Origin of the sequence: Xanthomonas sp. NCPPB 3005 (assembly GCF_041228095.2) — a bacterium.
Classification (GTDB): domain Bacteria; phylum Pseudomonadota; class Gammaproteobacteria; order Xanthomonadales; family Xanthomonadaceae; genus Xanthomonas_A; species Xanthomonas_A bonasiae.
The window spans coordinates 1,015,039-1,035,087 of record NZ_CP166096.2 but is presented as its reverse complement, the minus strand read 5'-3'; the positions used below and the strand labels follow the sequence as shown (position 1 = coordinate 1,035,087).

Below are 20,049 nucleotides of genomic sequence, written 5' to 3'. Positions count from 1 at the left end.
AAAGCGTCGCGGCTGAAGCCGCTCCTACAGAAATGCGGCGGCTCGCAAGGAGCATTGTGGAAGCGACAATGCGGCGGCTCGCAAGGAATTGCGGAAGCGACTCTTGATGGCCCAGGCCATCGGTCGCGACGGGATTTATCGGTAACGCCCGTCGCGACTGAGGTCGCTCCCACAAGTGGCCGCTTCCGGATCGAAGCGCCCTAGAACTTCAGATCCGCACGCACGTACAGATAACGGCCACCCGGGATGTCGTAGGTCGACGCGTCGTAGCCGTTGAGCGAGCACGACAGGCAGATCGGCGGATCCTTGTCGAAGACGTTGTTGACGCCACCGCTGACGGTCAGGCCTTTCATCCAGTCGAAGCGGTAGCCCAGTTGCACGTCGTGGTAGGTGATCGCGTCGAGCGTGTTGGTGCCGGCGGCCTGGTTGCTGCACACCGGGAACGCCACCGCGTCGCCGCACTGCTCGGTCAGTTCGGAAATGTGCCGCACCGTCCACGAGGCGTTCCAGCGGTTCAACGACCAGTCCAGGGTCAGGTTACTGGTCCACTCCGGGATCGCGCTGTCCACCACTTCCACGCCCGGTTCCTGCGGCTGCACCTGGCCGGCGGCACCGGTGGCGACGTAGCGGGTGACGAAGGTGTTCTGCCAGCCGATCTTGAAGCGCCCGGCCGCGGTCTCCGGCGAAGTCCAGAACAGATCCACGTCCCAGCCGTCGGTCTTGATCGAACCCAGGTTGGTCAGGCGGTTGTTGAAGCCGTTGATGCCGCCGGTGGAAGCGCGGGTGATGCCGTCGCAATAGGTCGCATCCAGCGTGTCCACGCACAGGTCGAGCTGGGTCTGCGCGTTGATCGCCTGGATCGCGCCGTCGATGTCGTGGCGGTAGAAGGTCACCTCGACGTCGAAACGGTCCGACCACGGCACGTTGCTGGCGAACCACGGACTCCACACGAAGCCGGCGCTGAAGCTGCGCGCCTTCTCCGGCTCCAGCGCACGGTTGCCGCCGGTGGTCACCGAGATCTGCGAGTTGGCCTGCTGATAGCCGGCCGGCACGCCGAGCGTGGCGCAGTTGGCTGCACTGCCGCGCGGCGCGGTGCCACCGAGGCCGATCGAGCACGGATCGGACAGGGTCAGGTCGGCGCGCGCGGCCGAACCGTACAGCTCGCCGATGGTCGGGGCGCGGAAGCCTTCGGCATAGCTGGTGCGCAGCACGAAGTCCGGCGACACCTGCCAGCGCAGGCCGTACTTCGGGGTGAATTCGCCGCCGAAGGTGGAGTAGTCGGAATAGCGCCCGGCCAGGCTCAGGTCCAGTTTGTCGCCCAGCGGCGAGTCGGCGAAGATCGGCACGCTCAGTTCGAGGTAGGCCTCCTTGACGTTGTAGCTGCCCTCGGTCGGCAGCGACGGCACGCCGTTGTAGTGGCCGATCACGGTCAACGGATCGGGCTGGTACCAGCCCTCGTACTTGCGGTACTCCACGCCGGTGGCGAAGGACACCGCGCCGGCCGGCAGCGTGAACAGGTCGCTGCTGAGGTTGGCGGTGAACTGGGTCAGTTCGTTCTGGCTGCGGTCGCGTACCACCGGCTGGATCCAGCGCAGCATCTCCGGGGTGATGCTGCCGGCGCCACCGAAGATGTCCAGCGGCACGCAGCCGGCCACCGCCGCGCAGGCGGCCGGGTCGCCCAGCGCCAGGTTGATGTTGTAGATGTTGTAGCTGCCGTAGTTGGTCTGCTCGGCCTTGTTCTTGCTGTAGGCACCGTTGACGTCCCAGAACCAGGTGCGGTCGGCGCTCTCGAAACTGCCGATGAAACCGGTGCCGACGTACTGGGTGTCCACGCGCTGCTCGAACACGCGCGCGCCGCCTTCCACCGGCCGCCGCCCGATCATGATCAGGTTGCTGGACGAATCCAGGTCGAAGCCGAACGGGTTGTACGGATTGGCCGCGGAAATGACGATGTTGTCGGCCAGCGGATTGCCGGTGCCGGCATCGGGGCCGAGGAAGATCGGCTCCGGCGCGGCCTGGTTGGTCGATTCGCGGCGGTTGCCGAGCAGCTTCAGGTACCACTGCACGTCGTCGTTGAAGAAGTAGCGGAACTGGCCGAACACGCCCTTGCGCTCGGACGGGGTCAGCAACAGGTTGGAGGCGGCGAAGTTGTAGCGGTCGGCGGTGCCGAAGCAGTGGTAGCCGTCGCTGCGGGTGCAGCCGGCGCTGCCGTCGTAGGTCGGCGTGCCGGCGCCGCTGTTCGGGGTCAGGTCCTGCTCGGCGCCGGTGACCGGATCGACGAAGATGAAGCGGCCGTCCGGCGTGGCCGAGCTGCCGAAGCTGAGCCCGGTGCCGGGCACCGGATACAGCGACTGCTTGCGGTCGCGCGCATAGATCGGATCCTGCTTGGTGTAGCTGGCGCCCAGGAACAGGCTGGTGCGTTCGGTGCTGTGGCCCCAGGCCAGGTCCACGCCCTTGCTGGCGCCATCGCCCTTGTCGTACTGGCCGTAGTTCAGCGTGACCTGGCCGCCGTCGAACTTGCGCCGGGTGATGATGTTGACCACGCCAGCGATCGCGTCGGAGCCGTACAGCGAGGAGGCGCCGTCTTCCAGCACCTCGATGCGCTCGACGATGGCCAGCGGAATGGTGTTGAGGTCGGTGGCCGCGCCCACTCCGGACGCCGAGGACTCGTTGACCCAGCGCATGCCGTCGACCAGCACCAGCACGCGCTTGGCGCCCAGATGGCGCAGGTCCACCTGCGCCGAACCGGCGCCGACGCCGCTGCCGTCGGGCGGGAAACCGAAGTTGCCGGAGGAGTTGAACTTGGTGTTCAACGCCGAGCCGGAGGCGGTCAGTTCCTGCAGCACGTCGCCGATCGAGGTCAGGCCGGTGCGTTCGATGTCGGCGCGGCTCAGCGTCTGCACCGGCACTTGCCCCTCCAGCTCGGCCTTGCGGATGCGCGTGCCGGTGACCTGGACGCTGTCCAGGGTGGTGGCGGACTCGGGGGCAGCGGGCGCGGCCTGCTGGGCGATGGCCAGCGCGGGCGAACCGGCCAGCAAGGACAAGGAAACCGCGAAAACCAAAGGATGGCGGTGCAGGCAATTCATCCGTCTCTCTCTCCAGAAAGGATGTGGGTCGGCCGCTGCGACCCCCTGCACCGCGACGGCGTGGCCTACCTTGTAAACAAAACGTAAACCCTAAGCAAGCAATCGGACCGCGATTCGGACAGTCGCGGACCGACTGGACGATTTCGTAGACATGGCGCAGTCCACCCGGACTCGATTCGGGCCACCGCAGGACAGTGCGCGTCAGGCAAGCGAGCACCGGCACATGGCGAAGACAACGGCATGCCGATCGCGCCGGCCGGCTCGGCAAGCTACGGGAAGCCAAGTGCGCGGTGTTTTTGCCGGTGCGAACGCGGCCGGCGACATGGCTGCACGCGTCGCACCGCTACGCCCGGTTGCGCCACCGCCTCGCGGCCTCCGACGGCGCGGGGCGGACACGGCTCGATGCAGCGCCAAGCGTGCGGCGACAGCCCAATGCACCGTGTCACGCCAAGCGCAGCTGGCACCGGATCCAACCAGCGCCCACGCCGCGCCAGACAGCGCTGCGCATCACGGCGCATCCCCCCTTGCACGCCCTTGCCGGCTGCGCTCGCGTCGCTACGCCGCAAAGCCCTTGCCGCGTCGATTCATCGGCGTTCGGTATAGTCCCGCGCATGAAATTGCGCACGTCTCTCCTGCTGCTCGCCGCCGCGTTGTGCGGCACCGCCCCTGCCCTCGCCCAGAACCTGGACGCCCAGCGTCCTGCGCTGCGCGCGGCGATCGACGCCGCCGAGCGCGGCCAGTTCGATCCCGTGCAAGCGGCCGCATTCAAACAGCACCCGCTGTACGGCTGGCTCGAATACGCCAACCTGCGCCGCAACATCGACCGCATCTCCGATGCGCAGGCGCAGGATTTCCTGAAGCGCTACGCCGGGCAGCCGGTGGCCGAGAGCTTCCGCACGCTGTGGCTGCCGGCGCTGGCGCGGCGCCAGGATTGGCCGGCGCTGCTGGCCAACTGGAAGCCCACCGACAACACCGGCCTGCGCTGCGCCCAGCTCAACGCGCGCCAGGCCACCGGCCGCGCCGACGCGCAATGGATCGACGAGGCGCAGGCGCTGTGGCGCAGCAGCGGCAAGTCGCTGCCCGATGCCTGCGATGCGGTATTCGCGGTGCTGCAGGCGCGCGGCGGAATGAACGACACGCTGCGCTGGGCGCGGGTGGAAGCGGCGGCCGATGCGCAGCAGCCGGCGGTGATGCGCAGCGCAGCGCGCGGCCTGGCCGCCGCCGAACTGGCCCTGGCCAACGACTATGCGGCGTTCCTGGACACGGTGCACACGCGTGCGCTGACCTGGCCGAAGACCGAGCGCAGCCGCAAGGTGGCGGTGGACGGCCTGGAGAAACTGGCCAAGACCGATCCGGACGCGGCCGAGCGGCAGTTGCCGCAGTTAGCCCAGGCGCTGCAGCTGAGCGAGGCGCAGCGCGGCGAGGTGCTGTACCAGATCGCGTTGTGGACGGTGGCCTCGTACGGACCGGATTCGGCGCGCCGGCTCAACGCGGTACCCGACAGCGCCTACGACGAACGCCTGCACGAATGGCGCACGCGCGAGGCGATGGCGCGCGGCGACTGGCCGGCGGCACTGGCGGCGATCCGCAAGATGGCACCGGCGCAGCGCAACGATTCGCGCTGGCAGTATTTCGAGGCGCGGCTGGCGGAGAAGACCGGCAATGCCGGCGAGGCGCAGCGGCTGTACCGCGAGGCCGCCAAGTCCGCCACTTTCCACGGTTTCATGGCCGCCGACCGGCTCAAGCAGCCCTATGCGCTATGCCCGTGGGAACCCAACGACAGTGCGCAGGCGCAGGCCGCCGTCGCCCGCGATCCGGCATTGGTGCGCGCGCTGGAACTGTTCAAGATCGACCGTGCGGCATGGGCCGTGGCCGAATGGAACGACGCGCTGACCCGCTTCGACGACACCCAGCGACGCATCGCAGTGGAAGTGGCGCGCGACAACGGCTGGTTCGACCGCGCGGTGTTCGCGCTGGGCAAGCTGCCCGACGAACAACGCCTGTATTCGCTGCGCTTCCCGCTGCACCACGACGCCACCATCCGCCGCGAAGCGGGCAAGAACGCGATCGACCCGGCCTGGGTGGCCGCCGAGATCCGCGCCGAGAGCATCTTCAACCCGAATGCGCGCTCGCCGGCCAATGCGATGGGCCTGATGCAGGTGTTGCCGGCCACCGGCGCCAGCGTGGCCAGGAACCTCGGCCTGGCCGGCTACGGCGGCGCCGCCAGCCTGTACGACCCGGACACCAACATCGCCATCGGCACCGCCTACCTGCGCCAGCTGTTGAACACCTACGGCCTGCCCTACCTGACCATCGCCGCCTACAACGCCGGCCCCGGCCCGGCGGCGCGCTGGCAGACCCAGCGCCCCGGCCACGACGCCGACTTCTGGATCGAGACGATCAGCTACAAGGAAACCCGCGAATACGTCGCACGCATCCTCGCCTTCAGCGTGATCTACGACTGGCGCCTCAACGGCGACGCGCTGCCGGTCAGCGACCGCATGCTCGGCAAGCTGGACGCGCCGCGCAAGAAATTCGTCTGTGCGGCCGCGTCAGCGGCCGGGAATCGGGAATAGGGAATGGGGAATCGCAACGGCACAGCGCGCGCGACCGAGCCGAAACCGGCGGCCGCCTGCCACCGCGGCATCAGGCCGAGCGAACCTGCTTTTACCATTCCCGATTCCCGACTCCCCATTCCCGGCATCCAATGAACATCTTTCTCGTCGGCGGCGCCGTCCGCGACAGCCTGCTCGGGCAACCGCCCGGCGACCGCGACTGGGTCGTGGTCGGCGCCACGCCGCAGCAGATGTTGGACCTGGGCTACAAACAGGTCGGCCGCGATTTCCCGGTGTTCCTGCATCCGCACAGCGGCGAGGAGTACGCGCTGGCGCGCACCGAGCGCAAGTCCGGGCGCGGCTACCACGGCTTCGTGGTCGACGCCGACCCGTCGGTGACGCTGGAAGAAGACCTGCAGCGGCGCGACTTCACCATCAATGCGATCGCCCGCGACGAGGACAGCGGCGCGCTGGTGGATCCGTACGGCGGCGTGCGCGACATCGAACAACGCGTGCTGCGCCACATCGGCCCGGCCTTCGGCGAGGACCCGCTGCGCGTGCTGCGTGCGGCGCGTTTCATGGCGCGACTGGCCCCGCTCGGTTTCAGCGTGGCGCCGGAGACCCTGGCGCTGATGCGCGAGATGGCGGCCAGCGGCGAACTGGACACGCTGGTGCCCGAGCGCGTGTGGCAGGAATTGCGCCGCAGCCTGGCCTCGGCGCAGCCGTCGGCGTTCCTGAGCACGCTGCACGATGCCGATGCGCTGCGCAGCGTGCTGCCGGAACTTGAGGCGCTGTACGGCGTGCCGCAGCGCGCCGAGTACCATCCCGAGATCGATACCGGCCGCCACCAGGAACTGGTCAGCGACATGGCCGCGCGGCTGGCGCCGGGCGATGCGCTGATCGGCTTCGCCGCGCTGACCCACGACCTGGGCAAGGCGCTGACGCCGCCCGCGGAATGGCCGAAGCATGTGATGCACGAACAGCGCGGCGTCGCCCCGCTGCGCGCGCTGTGCGAACGGCTGAAGCTGCCGCAGGAACACCGCCAGCTGGCCGAGATCGCCTGCCGCGAGCACTTGAACGTGCATCGCCTGGCCGAGTTGCGCGACCGCACCGTGCACGAACTGCTGCAGCGCTGCGACGGCTTCCGCAAGCCCGAACGCATCGCGCAGCTGGCGCTGGTATGCGAGGCCGACAAGCGCGGCCGCCTCGGCAACGAGGACGCCGACTACCCGCAGGGCCGCGAACTGCAGCGCCTGCACGCCGCGGCGCTGGCGGTCAACGCGCGCGACCTGGCCGCGCAGGGCCTGAGCGGCCCGCAGATCGGCGAGGCGCTGGCGAAGGCGCGGATCAAGGCGATCGGTGCAGCGCGCGGCGCGGCTGCGGACTGACGCGGCCTGTTCCGCCACGCCTATCTGTTTACAGAACGCCCCTGTAGGAGCGGCTTCAGCCGCGACGGGCTCTACCGGTAAAGCGCGTCGCGGCTGAAGCCGCTCCTACAATTGGCTAACGGCCGCAGATGCCGCATCGAATATGCCAGTTTCACACAGCGGACCGCCATCAATACCGCGCCAGCACCGCACGCACCGCTTGCAGATAGCCATCACCGAACAGGTTGAGGTGATTGAGCAGATGGTAGAGGTTGTACAGCGGCGCGCGTTCGCGCCAATCCTTCGCCAACGGCGCGTGTTCGGCGTAGCTGCGCAGCAGTTGCGGATCGGGTTCGCCGAACAGCGTCAGCATCGCCAGTTCGGCCTCGGCCCAGCCGTAGTGCGCCGCGCCGGCGTCGATCAGCGCCGGCAGGCCGTCGCCGGCGCAATGCAGGTTGCCCTGCCATAGATCGCCGTGCAGCAGCATCGGCGGCTGCGTTGGAATCAGTTGCGGCAGGCGTACGCACAGGCGTTCCAGGCGTGCCATGTCCGCGGGAACCAGTGCAGCATTGCGCAGCGCGCGCTCAGCCTGCGGGCGCAGCCGCCGTTCGACGAAGAAGCGATGCCCGTCGCGGTCGGCGCCATTGTCCTGAGGACTGTCGCCGATGTAGCCGTCGTGGTCGAAACCGAAGTGGCCGCCGCGTACGCGGTGCTGGCGTGCCAGGCCCTCGCCGGCGAGCCGGGCGAAGTGCGGATGCGGGACCGCCGCTCCCAGGTCTTCGAGCAGCAACCAGTCTTCGCCTTGCGCGTACACCTGCGGCACGCGGAGACCACCCGCAGCGCGCAGCGCGTCCAGGCCGCGCACTTCGGCGGCGAAGAAATCGGCCGGCATCGCGCGGCGGCGTTTGCAGATCGCGTCGCGGCCGTCGCGCAACGTCAGCCGGTGCAGGCCGTCGTGCGGCGGCAAGGCGAACAGGTCGGAACCAGCGGTAGGCATCGGCTCAGGCTAGAGGGGTTTCGCTTGAATGCGATCGGCATTCACGGCGCAGCGCGTCGCGACTGAAGTCGCTCCCACACCTGGATCGAAATCGCCGGCACGCCGGCAACGAACGCCACCCGCTTGCGCGAGGGCGGACGCGCGCGGCGCACGCTCGGCAACGCCGCCGATTATTCCACCGCCCCCGCGATCCAGGTCTGCCGCACCTGCAGCGCGTCGTCGAGCAGCACCAGGTCGGCCTGGTAGCCGGGCGCGATGCGGCCGTAGCGGTCGTCCAGGCCCAGGCATTGCGCCGGATACAGCGAAGCCATGCGTGCGGCTTCGTCCAGGCTCACGCCCAGCCATTGCACGCTGTTGCGGACCGCGCTGGCCATGTCCAGCGCCGAACCGGCAAGCGCGCCGGCGGCGTTGCGCACCACGCCGTCCACCTCGGTGATGGTTTCGCCGTACAGGTCGAAGCTGGGGCTGTCGGCGCCGACCATCGGCATCGCATCGGTGACCAGGAACAGCGTGCCGCGCGGCTTGGCGGCCAGCGCCACGCGCAGGCTGGCCGGATGCACGTGCACGCCGTCGACGATCAGCCCGCACCAGGCGTGGCGGTCTTCCAGCGCGGCGCCGACCGCACCGGGATCGCGTCCCTGCAGCGGCGACATCGCGTTGTACAGATGGGTGAAGCCGCACACGCCCGCATCCAGGCCGGCACGGATCTCGTCGTAGCTGCCCGCGGTGTGGCCGGCGAACACGCGCGCGCCGGCGGCGGCCAGCGTGCGGATGCTGTCGACCGGCAGCCGCTCCGGGGCCAGCGTGATCAGGGTGACGCCGTTGTCCAGCGAGGTGGCCAGCGCCAGTTCGGCGGCATCGGGCACGCGGAACTTGTCCACGTTGTGGGTGCCCTTGCGCGCCGGCGCCAGGTACGGCCCTTCCAGGTGGATGCCGAGCACGCCCGGCACGCCGGCGGCGATGGCCTCGCGGGTCGCGGCGATCGCCGCGCGCATCACTTCGACATCGTCGCTGATCAGCGTCGGCAGGTAGCCGGTGGTGCCGTAGCGGCGATGCGCCTGGCCGATGCGGCGCAGCGCCTCGACGTCGGTGCTGTTGTTGAACAGCACGCCGCCGCCGCCGTTGACCTGCACATCGATAAACCCCGGCAGCAGCGTGCCGCCGCCCAGGTCCAGCTGCGTCGTCGCCGCCGCCACGCGCGCGTCGCCGTCGTCGAGCAGCGCGGCGATGCGCCCGTCCTGCAGCAGCACGCTCACGCCGTCGAGGAATCCATCCGCACCGAGCACGCGCGCATTGCGCAGCGCCGTCGTCGTCATTACACCGTCTCCGTCACTTTGTTCAGATGCGGCGGCAGGTCCGGGTTGTAGCCGCGGCGCAGCGCCAGCGCGTTGATCGCGCGGTAGAAACTCTGGATGGTCAGCAGCGGCGCGCACACCGGGTGCGGCGCGGCGACCAGCGGCAGGTCGCCGTCGGCGCTGGCCAGCCACACCTGCGCGCCGCGGCCGCGGAACTCCTCGGCCAGGCTGCGGGTGCCGGCGCCGGTTTCGTCCGGCTGGGCGAAGGCCAGCACCGGGAAGCCGGGGCCGACCAGCGCCATCGGCCCGTGCTTCACTTCCGCCGAGCTGTAGGCCTCGGCATGCAGGCCGCAGGTTTCCTTGAACTTCAACGCCGCTTCCTGCGCCGCGGCCAGGCCCAAACCGCGGCCGAGCACGAACAGGTTGTGCGCATCGACCAGGCCGTCGGTGAGCGGGCGCCAATCGGCCTGCCACGCGGCGCGCAGCGCCTGCGGCAGCGCGTCGAGCGCGGCGAGCAGCGTCGCATCGTTCTTCCAGTGCGCGCCGAGCTGCAGGATCGCCGCCAGCGAGGCAAGGTAGCTCTTGGTCGCGGCCACGCTCTTCTCCGGGCCGGCGCCGAGCGCGATCACGGTGTCGGCCAGCTGCGCCAGCGGCGAATCCTCGACGTTGACCAGCGCCACCACGCGCGCGCCGGCGGCCTTGGCCGCCTCGGCGTTGCGCAGCAGGTCCGGGCTCTTGCCCGACTGCGAGATCACCACGTACAGCGCGCCGCGCAACTGCAGCGGCGATTCGTATACCGAACCCACCGACGGCGAGGCCGAGGCGGTGACCACGCCGAGCTGGGTCTCGAACAGGTACTTGGCGTAGGTCGCGGCATGGTCGGAACTGCCGCGCGCGCAGGTGACCACGAACGGCGGCGGGTCGGCGCGCAGCGAAGCGGCCAGCGCGCTGACGACGGCATGGTTGCGCGCGAACTGCGCGGCGACGACATCGGCGGTTTCCGCGGCTTCGCGGAACATCAGGGTTTCGGTTTCGGTGGGCAGTGCCATGGGCAGGGTCATGTGGGATCGGGGGAAGGAGAACGGCGGGACTGCGGCTGCATCGGCGCGGTGGAGCCGCGCACCACCAGCTGCGGCACGAAGCCCTGGTTGTGCATCGGCGCCGGATGGTCTTCATAGGCGTCGCTGCGCAGCTGGCTGATCAGCAGCCGTGCGGCGTGGCGCGCGATGTCTTCGGTAGCCTGCTTGGCGGTGGTCAGCGCCGGCCACGACTGGCGCGAGAACGGGCTGTCCTCGAAGCCGGCGATGGACAGGTCGTAGGGCACGTTCATGCCCGCCGACTTGGCCGCGGCCAGCACGCCGGCGGCGATCTCGTCGTTGGAACCGAAGATCGCGGTCGGCGGCTCGCGCAGCGCCAGCAGCCGCCGCGCGCCGCGGAAGCCGTCGTCGAAGGTGTAGTCGCCGGGCACCACCAGGTGCTTGTCCAGAGTGATGCCGTAGTCCTTCAGCGCGGCCTCGTAGCCGGCGTAGCGCTCGCCGCTGGAGCGGTGCGAGGTGCCGCCCCACAGGAAGCCGATGCGCTGGTGACCGAGCTGGATGAGGTGCTCGGTGACCTCGTAGGCGGCGTCGCGGTCATCGACGTAGACGCAGGGGCCGTCCTTCGGATCTTCGGTGGCGGCGATGATGCGCACGGTCTTGATCCCGCGCGCGGTCAGCGCCGCGACCAGCTCGGCGCGCTCGGACATCGGCGCGGTCAGCACCAGCCCGGCCAGGCGCGAACGCTGGGTCCATTCGGCCAGTTCCTCGGCCAGCATCGGCGAGGTCGAATCGCAGGGATGGATCTGCAGGCCGAAGCCGGTCTCGCGGCACGCCGCCAGCACGCCGTTCTGCACGCCGATGATGTGGTACGGGTTGGGGTTGTCGTACACCAGCCCGATCACGAACGGGGTGCCGCTGCGCAGGTTGCGCGCCGACGGATCCGGTTCGTAGTCCAACTCGGCGATGGCGTGCAGCACGCGCGCGCGCGTGGCCTGCATCACCGACGGTTCGTTGTTGATGACCCGCGACACGGTCTTCAACGACACCCGCGCCCGCTCGGCGACATCTTTGATGGTGGGTCTACGCATACTGCGGTCCTGCACGTCGGGAAGTACGCCCATGATGCGCGATCACGCGCGGGCGGAGGCTTGGCCGGCGCGATGGCCGACCAGGGAATAGAACAGGATGTACAGGTAGCACGGCACCATCAGCAGCAGGAACACCAGCTGGAAGTCGAAGTGCTGCTTCAGCACCGCGAACAGCTGCGGGATGATCGCGCCGCCGGCGATGCCCATCACCAGCAAGGCCGAGCCGATCTCGGTGTGGCGGCCCAGGCCCTTGATCGCCAGCGGGAAGATCGCCGGCCACATCATCGCGTTGGCGAAGCCGAGCGCGGCGACGAAGCCCACCGACACGTAGCCATGGGTGAAATAGGCGCCGGCCGAGAACAGCACGCCGAGCAGCGCCGAGATGCTGAGATAGCGCGCCTGCGAGATCAGCGTCGGGATCAGCAGCAGGCCGGCCACGTAGCCAGCCAGCATCGCCGCCAGGGTGTAGGAGGTGAACAGCTTGGTGTGGTCCAGCGGCAGGTGGAAGCCGTTGCCGTAGGTGCCGATCGCATCGCCGGCCATCACTTCCACGCCCACGTACACGAACAGGCACAGCACGCCCAGCCACAGGTGCGGGAACTGGAAGATGCTGGTCTTCTGCGCCGGACTGCCGGCGCCGACCGGCGCGGCGTTGACTTCCGACGCCTTCAGTTCCGGCAGCGGCGAGAACAGCACGCCGATCGCCACCACCACCAGCACGCCGGCCATCACCAGGTACGGCAGGTGGATCTTGGCGGCGAACGCGGTCAGCAGCGCTTCCTTGGCCACCGGATCGGCGGCCTGCACCTGCGCGGCGAGGTCGCCGACGCCGTGCAGCACCAGCGTGCCGATCAGGAACGGCGCCAGGATGCCGGCGATCTTGTTGCAGATGCCCATCACCGCGATGCGCCGCGCCGCGCTCTCGATCGGGCCGAGGATGCTGATGTAGGGATTGATCGCGGTCTGCAGCAGCGCCAGGCCGCTGCCGATCACGAACAGGCCGGCCAGCGCGCCGGGATAGAAGCGCTGCGTGGCGAACTGGCCGAACGCCGCCGCGCCCGCCGCCATCACCACCAGGCTCAGCGCCAGGCCCTTCTTCATGCCGGTGCGCTTGAGGATCCACGACGACGGCAGCGCCAGGAAGAAGTAGGACAGGTAGAACACCATCAGCACCAGGAACGCGTTGACCTCGTTGAGGTCGAACGCCAGCCGCACGAAGGTGATCAGCGGGCCGTTGATCCAGGTGAAGAAGCCGATGATGAAGAACAGCAGGCCGACGATGGCGATCGAGGCGAAGGGACTGGCAGGCCGTGCGGTGGTCATGGGCGGGCGGGCTCCGGAAAGGCGCGTGGGTCGGTCGATCAGCGTCGCAGTTCGGCGACGAAGTCGTAGTAGTCGTTGTGGCAATAGGTGTCGGTCAGCTCGATCGCGCTGCCGTCGCGGGTGTAGCCGACCCGCACCACGTGCAGGATCGCCTCGCCTTCCTTCATGCCCAGGTGCCCGGCCAGCCGCGCCGGCAGGTTGATCGCACGGAAGTACTGCAGCGCGCGCACCACCGGGGTGCCCTGCGCGTCCAGGTAGGCGTACAGCGAATCGCCGATGGCCAGCGGATCGGGCACGGTGCGCTGCGGCAGCACCGCCTTCTCGTAGGCCATGACCCGGCCGTCGGCACTGCGCAGGCGGGTCAGCGACGCCACCACGGTATCGGGCGACAGGCCCAGGCGCAGGATCTCTTCGCCGTGCGCCGGACGCACCCGCCGCTCCAGCCAGCGCGTGCCCGGCTCCAGGCCCTTCATGCGCAGGGTTTCGCTGAAACTGGCCAGGCCGCTGAGCTGGTGCTGGATGTGCGAAGTGATGAAGGTGCCGGCGCCCTGCCGGCGCGAGACCAGGCCCTGTTCGACCAGCGCATCCACCGCCTGGCGCAGGGTCACCCGCGACACCTGCAGTTGCTCGCACAGCTGGCGCTCGGCCGGCAGGGCCTCGCCCGGCTTCCACTGGCCGCCCTTGATCGCCTCGACCAGCTTGCTGGCCAGCTGCAGGTACAGCGGGGTCGGCGCGCTCGGGTCCACGGCCAGGCCTGCCAGTCTGGGGTCGGCCTCCGGCTTGGGCTTGGTCATCGTGCTCCCTCCGGACCGTATGGATTCATTATGTCCAATATAGTACCAATCCGCGGCCTGTGCACGCCGGGTCAGAGCCGCAGGTACAGCCGCCGCCGGTCCATCCACCAGCCCACCGCCCAGCACAGCAGGGTGTAGGCCAGGGCGCACGCCAGGCTGCCCCAGGGTCCCGGCAACCACCGCTGGAACACGGCGATGCCCAGCCATTGGTATAGGTCGAACCCGCTGTCGCCGGCCGGGACCAGCCGCAGGGCGATCACGAACAGTTCGGAAAACAGGTAGATCGCCAATGGATTGCGCCCGAGCACGGTGAAGAAGCCGCTGCCGGCCCGCCACTGGCGCACTTCGATCGCCCACAGCAGCGCGCCCAGCAGCAGCAGATCCAGGCCCACGGTCAGCAGCACGAACGAGCCGGTCCACAGCTTCTTGGCCAGCGGGAACCACGGCTGCCAGGCCAGCGCCAGCAGCGCCAGCGCGATGCCGGCCAGCAGCAGCCAGCGCACCGTGCGCGCCTGCTTGCCGACGCGGCGCACGTACAGACCGGTCAGGTAGCCGGCGACGACATTCACCGTGGCCGGCAGCGTACCGAGCAGGCCTTCCGGATCGAAGCCGCCGTCCTTGCGGTACAGCTGCGCCGGATCCAGCAGCCACAGGTCCAGGCGCGTGCCGGCGTTGCCGAGCTTGCTCAGTTCCGCGCCCGGCTGGCCCCACAGGTACAGCGCCGCCCAGTAGCCGAGCAGCAGCGCGACGCAGGCGGCCAGCAGGCCGCGCGGCGGCAACCAGCGGCACAGCAGCGCGGCCAGCGCATAGCACAGCGCGATGCGCTGCAGCACGCCCGGCACCCGGGTCTGGTCGATCGCGGTGAAGCTCCAGCTGCCGTCGGCGCCCTGGTGCACGAACGGGAACCAGTACATCAGGAAGCCGAGCAGGAAGATCAGCGCGCTGCGCTTGCCGACCCGGCGCAGGAACGCGCCGAGCGGCTGGCCGCGGTCCAGCGCGAAGCTCATCGCGTTGCCGACCGCGAACAGGAACGACGGGAACACCAGGTCGGCGGCGGTGAAGCCGAACCACGGCGCGTGCCGCAGTTGCACGAACGCATCGGCGCCGGCACCGGGCGTGTTGACCAGGATCATCAGGAAGATGGTCAGGCCGCGGAACACGTCCAGCGACAGGAAGCGTTCGCGCGACGGCAGCGCGGCGGGAATGGTCGCGGAAGCGGCGCTCATCGGGCATCCACCTGCTGCAGCAGCGTGCGCACCGCGGCGACCGGATCGGCCGGCGCTTGCCGTGCGTAGGGTGTCTCGCGCTTCACCCAGTCCCGCTCCCAGGCGCGCAGTCGCTGCTGCAGCGCCGCCTCGTCCACGCTGCCGCCGCCGACCGCCGCCGCCCGCAGCGCCTGCATCGCCAGCGCCCAGCGCGGCAGGTAGTAGTCGGCGTACATGCCCTGCCAGGCCTTGGATGCGTAGTCGCCGAGATTGCCCTCGCCGCCCCACACGCTGACCTGCGCCTTGGCGTCGCGCCGGTAGTAGGCCGCGTCCTGCGGCGTCTTCGCGTAGCCGGCGGCATCGTCGAGCCAGCTCGACAGGGTTTCCTGCTGGCCGCCGATCAGGACGTCGAGCTGCTGCACCGCCGCCTGCACGCGGGCGAAGGCGGCATCGCCGGCGGCGACGTCGCCGCGCCTGTACGCAGCCACCGCCTGCTGCAACTGCGCATCCACGCGGCCGGTGGCGTAGTGGCGGGCGAAGTCGACCAGGTCGTAGCGGTACAGCGGCGCGTCGGCGTACTCCGGCGCCAGCGCCAGCAGTTGCTCCAGCGCGCGGCGCAGGCGCGGCGGATCGCCGGGCGCGCCTTCGAATTCGCCGATGTCCAGCGTCGGCCGCTTGAACAGCAGGTAGGCGCCGGCGCGGCTGCGCCACCAGCGCGGCGTCCAGTAGCGGGTCGATAGCACCGAGGCCTGCAGGTCGTCCCAGGCCGCGCGCAGCGCCGGCGAGGTATGCCCGTAGCGGGCGCGGGTGTAGTCGCCGAGCCAGTCCTGCAGCGAACGCTCCTGCCCGCCCCAGGCCAGCGCATACATGTACTCGTAGACCACCGAGTTGTTGTGCAGGCCTTCGGGGAACGCGCCGAAGCCGACCAGCTGCTGCTTGTCCTTGTCGGCGAGCAGCGCGCGCAGGTCGTCGCGGTAGAACGCCAGGTCGCCGTACACCGGATTGCTGCCGCCGTAGTTGTGCACGTAGCCGTAGATCCACTGCTTGCCGTCGAACGCGTCGGACAGCTTCCAGGTGCCCGGGTAGCGATCGTTGCCGATGTCCAGCACCAGCAGCTTGTCGTTGGGTACCTCGCGCAGGAACGCGGCGATCGCCTGCGGCGTCCAGAAATGGCGGTCGGCGCCGAACAGCCAGCCCTGCATCACCCACACCGCGTCGGGATTGGCGCGATGGATCGATGCGTAGAGCGCACGGCCGTAGTCGGCCAGGCGCTTGTCGCGCTGTGCCGGCGGCACCTCGGGCGGCGTGGTCTTGGCCGTGTTGGCAGTGCTGTCGCCGTAGCTGGCCAGGCGCGCGTCGCTGCCGTCGGCGGCGATCGGCGGCAGCATCTCGTTGAACGCATCGGCCAGGTAATAGGTGCCCTTGCCGTAAGTGCGGTCGTAGAGCTCGATGAAACGCTGCGCGATCCTGGCGAACAGCGGATCGGCCGGATCCAGCCAATAGGTTTCGTGGAAGCCTTCCCAGGCGCGCATGCGGTAGATGCGCGCCTGCGGATGCGCCTGAGCGAACGCCTTCGGCACGTAGCCGGCGAAGGCCGGCAACACCGGCTTCATGCCCAGCGCGCGCATGCGCTGCAGGATGCGCAGCTGCAACGCATGCTTGTCCTCGATCCACTGCTGCGGCAGCGGCGCGTCGTAGCCTTCGATGTTGCCCATGCGCTGCCACGGCGCGAACGCCGGGCCGGAGAAATACTGCGCCAGGTCCGCGTCGCTCACCCCGAACTCGCGCCACAACGCCTGCCACACGTAGTCCTGGCCTTCCATCGCCAGCGGCATGTCGACGCCGTGCAGCGCCATCCAGTCGATCTCGCGTTCCCAGCGCGCCCAGTCCCACCACGGCGTGGTGTAGCCGTAGGTGCACACGTTGAGATAGGCGCGGTAGGCGAACGGCGTGACCACGCGCTGCCCGCTGAAATCGGCATACGCGGCAGGCAGCGCGACCCGGCTGCCCTCCCAGCTCACCGAGGCGGCGCCGATCGATTGCAGATAGCTGTACGCGCCATGCGCCAGCGCCACTTCCGAGGACCCGGACACGCGCAGCGTGCCGGCGTCGGCGGCGACCTGGTACCAGTCGTTGCCGTTGCCGCGCGGCTGCCGTTGCAGGGTCAGCGCGGCCGCGCGCGGACCGAGCGTGCGCAACAGTACGCCGCGCGCGGCGTCGCCTTGCGCGTCCTGTACGGGTGCCGCAACCGCGGCCGGCGCCAGCAGCATGCAGGCCAGCAGCAGCGCGGCCTGCCCGGGGATCGGCAACGCGCGCACGAAGCGCATCCAGGCACGTGCGTGCGGGAAGGCATGGCGGAAAACTCGCTTCATTCGGTCAATACTCCACTATCGCGACATCGTCGAAGCCGAAAGGCATTCCGGCCGTCACCTGCATCACCACCGCCAGCACCCGTTCGCCGTCCGCAGGCGGCAAGCGCAGTTGCGCATGCTGCCCCGCAGCCACCCGGGCGACCAGCTTCCGGTCCAGATACACCTGCGCCGCGCCGGTCGCGCGCCCCAGCCGCAGCACGCCGCCGCGCTGCTGGATCCCGGCCCACGGGGTGAACGCGGTGCGGTACAACACATAGCCATCGCGCTCGGCACGCGTCTCCAGGTTGCCCGGCTGGCAAAAGCTCCAGCTATTGTTGTCGTTGGGCGCGCGCGGCAGCGCCGGATCCGGCGGCGCGGCGAACGGCAGCGTGCGCCGCCAGCCGGGCACTACCATCGCCGCGGCGGCCGGCGGCAGCGACGGCGGCAAGGCCACCGCATCCAGGCCGATCGTCGCCTGTGCAGCCCGCAGGCCCGGCGCGCGCGCCTCGATGCGCAGCCGGCGCTGGCCGGTGCCGGCCTCGACGATGGCCTGCGCCAGGCCGTTGAACAACTGCACCTGCGGCACGTTGTCGGCCGCGTGTCGATTCGGATCGCCGTTGCCGACGCCGAGCAGGCGCCCGCCTTCGACCTGCAGCGCGATCTGCGCATCGGCGAACGGCACGTGGCGGCCCTGCGCGTCCACCGCTTCCAGGGTGATCGGCTGCGCGTCGCGGCCGTCGCCGCGCATCCGCGCGCGGTCCGGGGTCAGCCGCAGCGCGACCGGCGCGCCGACCGTCTGCACCCGCTGCCGCGCCACTTCGCGGCCATCGCGATAGGCCACCGCCTCCAGCACGCCCGGCACGTACGCCACCTGCCAGGCATTCATTTCGATCCGGTCCACCGCCTGCCGCCCCTGCGACTGCCCGTTGAGCCACAGCTCCACCTGCTGCGCGTTGCAGAACGCCATCACCTTGATCGGCGTACCTTCGCGGCCCGGCCAGTTCCAGTGCGGCAGCAGCTGCAGCACCGGTGCAGCGTCGATCCACTGCGCCTGACGCAGCCAGTAGGCGCCTTTCGGGAAACCACACAGATCCATGATGCCGAAGAACGAGGACACCGACGGCCATTCGAACGGGGTCGGCTCGCCGCGGTAGTCGAAGCCGGTCCAGACGAAACTGCCGGCGAGATAGGGACGCTCGTCGATCAGTTTCCACGACGTGCGATGGGTGTTGCCCCACGGCGCGGCGACCGAATCGTCCTCGGCGATGATGTGCGCGTCCATGTCGGTGAACCAGGCGCCGCGGGTCTGGAACGCGCTGGTGTCCTCGCTGGACAGCAACGGCTTGTGCGGCATCGCCGCGCGCACCCGGTCGTAGTTGAACTGGCGGTAGTTGAAGCCGACCACGTCCACCGCATCGGCCGCATTGCGCTGGGTCAGCATGCCGTCGTTCATCGCCGCGGTCACCGGGCGGCTGTCGTCCAGCTCGCGTACCAGCGCGACCGCGCGGCGCACCATCTGGTAGCCGGCGGCAGTGCCCTGCATCGGTTCCTCGTTGAACACCGACCACAGGAACACGCAGGCGCGGTTGCGGTCGCGGCGCACCAGCCAGCGCAACTGCGCGGCGTAATCCGGCGCCGGATTGAACACCCGGTTCTCGGCCATCACTAGCATGCCAAGCCGATCGCAGACGTCGAGCAGTTCGCTGGCCACCGCATGGTGCAGGCGGATCGCATTGCAGCCCAGCGCCTTGAGCCGGCGGATGCGAAACTTCAGCAGGCTGTCGGGCACCGCCACGCCGACCCCGGCATGGTCCTGGTGCAGGCAGGCGCCCTTGATCTTCAGCGGCCGCTCGTTGAGAAAGAAGCCCTGCTGCGCATCGAAGCGCAGCGTGCGAAAGCCGATCGCGCATTCGCGGCGGTCGCGCTCGCGGCCAGCGCTGCGCAGCACCGCCGCGACCCGGTACAGATGCGGCGCGGCCACGTCCCAGCGCTGCGGCCGCTGCACCTGCAGCTCGACCTGCGCCACCGCCTGTGCCAGCGCGCCGACCTGCAACGCGCTGCTGCCCTGCGCCAGCAGCGTGCCGTGCGCGTCGTACAGCGCCACCTCCAGCAGCGCCGCGTCGGCCTGCTCGCCGGCATTGGCGACGGTGACCGCAACCGGCAGCGTCCAACGTTCGCCGTCGCCGATCCGCGGCACCGCATGCACGCCATCGCCGACGATATGCAGCGCATCGCGCACCGCCAGCCAGGTGTGCCGGTAGATGCCCGCGCCTTCGTACCACCAGCCGTCCATTGCCTCGGCATCCACGCGTACCGCGATGCTGTTGAGGTCCTGGCCGTAGCGCGCGATTGCGCTCAGGTCGATGGCGAACCCGTCGTAGCCGCTCCAGCTACGCGCCATCAGCAAACCGTTGACCCAGACCATGGCGCGGCTGGAAATGCCGTCGAACCGCAGCTCCAGCGCCTTGCCGCGCTGCGCCTCGTCCAGCCGCAGGCTGCGCCGGTACCAGGCGATGCCGCGGCGGCGATAGCCTTGCGCGACATTGGCGCTGGCCTCGATCGGCTGCTCGATGGCGAAATCGTGCGGCAGCCGCAGCTGCCGCCATTGGCTGTCGTCGAAATCGCCCGCGGCCGCGCCCCAGGCCTTGCCCGCCTTGGCGTTGTCGTAGCTGGCGTCCTGCCCGCTGATCGGCGGGAACGGGATGTCGCCTTCGTGGAAGCGCCACCCCTCGTCCAGGCAGAACAGGCCCGGATCGGCCGCCAGCGTCGGCGCCGGCACCGCCGCTGCGGCAGTGGCGGAGGCGGTGCCTGCCATGCCGGCATCCGCCGCGCTGCCCGCCCAGCTCAACCGCGGCGCCGCCAGCAGCAGGCCGGCGCCCGCGCCGCCTGCCAGGAATTCTCGTCGTTGCATGCGCTTGCCCTGGAACCTGTGAATGCGATCGGGATAGGCC

The 20,049-nt window shown here is 69.7% G+C and carries 12 protein-coding genes; 2 read left to right on the top strand and 10 right to left on the bottom strand.

Going from position 1 to position 20,049, the window contains the following annotated elements:
* Positions 1-200: 200 nt before the first annotated feature.
* Positions 201-3,086, bottom strand: coding sequence for a TonB-dependent receptor (locus AB8810_RS04475; protein WP_206257378.1), 2,886 nt, complete (start codon positions 3,084-3,086; stop codon positions 201-203).
* Positions 3,087-3,697: 611 nt separating this feature from the next.
* On the opposite strand from AB8810_RS04475, the gene AB8810_RS04470 reads away from it, so the two are divergent.
* Together AB8810_RS04470 and AB8810_RS04465 are read left to right on the top strand one after the other, a co-directional pair.
* Complete coding sequence (locus tag AB8810_RS04470) at positions 3,698-5,662, top strand: transglycosylase SLT domain-containing protein (protein ID WP_369915675.1); 1,965 nt, start codon at positions 3,698-3,700, stop codon at positions 5,660-5,662.
* Between the two features lie 131 nt (positions 5,663-5,793).
* A complete protein-coding gene (locus AB8810_RS04465; RefSeq protein ID WP_369915674.1) occupies positions 5,794-7,029 on the top strand; it encodes a multifunctional CCA addition/repair protein in 1,236 nt (411 codons plus the stop codon).
* Between the two features lie 169 nt (positions 7,030-7,198).
* Here AB8810_RS04465 and AB8810_RS04460 read toward each other — a convergent pair whose 3' ends face one another.
* From AB8810_RS04460 to galA, 9 genes are all read right to left on the bottom strand, one after another.
* Complete coding sequence (locus AB8810_RS04460) at positions 7,199-8,005, bottom strand: fructosamine kinase family protein (RefSeq protein WP_369915673.1); 807 nt, start codon at positions 8,003-8,005, stop codon at positions 7,199-7,201.
* Positions 8,006-8,175: 170 nt separating this feature from the next.
* Entirely contained in the window at positions 8,176-9,321 is a 1,146-nt protein-coding gene (gene nagA, locus AB8810_RS04455; protein WP_179567287.1) for an N-acetylglucosamine-6-phosphate deacetylase, read from the bottom strand.
* Complete coding sequence (locus AB8810_RS04450) at positions 9,321-10,349, bottom strand: SIS domain-containing protein (protein WP_369916620.1); 1,029 nt, start codon at positions 10,347-10,349, stop codon at positions 9,321-9,323. The genes nagA and AB8810_RS04450 overlap by 1 nt, the downstream gene beginning before the upstream one ends.
* Before the next feature lie 8 nt (positions 10,350-10,357).
* Entirely contained in the window at positions 10,358-11,425 is a 1,068-nt protein-coding gene (locus AB8810_RS04445) for a LacI family DNA-binding transcriptional regulator (protein WP_179567289.1), read from the bottom strand.
* Positions 11,426-11,467: 42 nt separating this feature from the next.
* Entirely contained in the window at positions 11,468-12,748 is a 1,281-nt protein-coding gene (locus AB8810_RS04440; protein ID WP_179567291.1) for a sugar MFS transporter, read from the bottom strand.
* 38 nt (positions 12,749-12,786) lie between these two features.
* Positions 12,787-13,509 (bottom strand): GntR family transcriptional regulator, encoded by a 723-nt coding sequence (locus AB8810_RS04435; RefSeq protein ID WP_179568040.1) that lies wholly within the window; start codon positions 13,507-13,509, stop codon positions 12,787-12,789.
* 104 nt (positions 13,510-13,613) lie between these two features.
* The gene (locus AB8810_RS04430; protein WP_179567293.1) at positions 13,614-14,768 is read right to left on the bottom strand and encodes an acyltransferase family protein; all 1,155 of its coding nucleotides are present in this window, start codon (positions 14,766-14,768) and stop codon (positions 13,614-13,616) included.
* On the bottom strand, positions 14,765-17,017 hold the full coding sequence (locus AB8810_RS04425) for an alpha-N-acetylglucosaminidase (protein ID WP_369916619.1): 2,253 nt from the start codon (positions 17,015-17,017) through the stop codon (positions 14,765-14,767). The genes AB8810_RS04430 and AB8810_RS04425 overlap by 4 nt, the downstream gene beginning before the upstream one ends.
* A 106-nt stretch (positions 17,018-17,123) precedes the next feature.
* Positions 17,124-20,009 (bottom strand): beta-galactosidase GalA, encoded by a 2,886-nt coding sequence (galA, locus tag AB8810_RS04420; RefSeq protein ID WP_369915672.1) that lies wholly within the window; start codon positions 20,007-20,009, stop codon positions 17,124-17,126.
* Positions 20,010-20,049: the final 40 nt, after the last annotated feature.